1 protein-coding gene is annotated in these 420 nt (G+C 68.6%); it reads left to right on the top strand.

What is annotated here, in order from left to right; translation table 11 throughout:
* Positions 1-70: 70 nt before the first annotated feature.
* On the top strand, positions 71-420 hold a 350-nt coding region (locus FOI68_RS22945; protein WP_143864433.1), incomplete at its 3' end, for an ATP-binding cassette domain-containing protein.

Below are 420 nucleotides of genomic sequence, written 5' to 3'. Positions count from 1 at the left end.
CAATTGCCCCCATCCCTTCGGGCCGGCGCCTGTGCGGGATGGGAGCGGCTTCAACAACGGAACGACCGGCATGCCTATTGTCGAACACGCCGCTTCCACGCCGACGACCGCGCCCGCCGATCTGCTGCTGTCGGTCAAGAACATCGAGGTCATCTACGACCACGTCATCCTGGTGCTCAAGGGCGTGTCGCTCGACGTGCCGAGGCGCGGCATCGTCGCGCTGCTCGGCGCCAACGGCGCCGGCAAGACCACGCTGCTCGAAGGGGTGTCCGGCGTCATTCCGGTCGCGGGCGGCAAGATCGAGATCGACGGCCACGACATCCACCGGGCGCGTCCCGGCGTTCGGGTCGCCGCCGGCCTCGCCCATGTCGAGCAGGGCCGCACGGTGTTTCGTCAGCTCACCACCGACGAGAACCTGCG

Origin of the sequence: Brevibacillus sp. LEMMJ03 (genome assembly GCF_007197875.1) — a bacterium.
GTDB classification, from domain to species: Bacteria; Bacillota; Bacilli; order Brevibacillales; family Brevibacillaceae; genus Brevibacillus; species Brevibacillus thermoruber.
The sequence above is the reverse complement of the archived record's forward strand: the minus strand, read 5'-3'. Positions and strand labels throughout refer to the sequence as shown.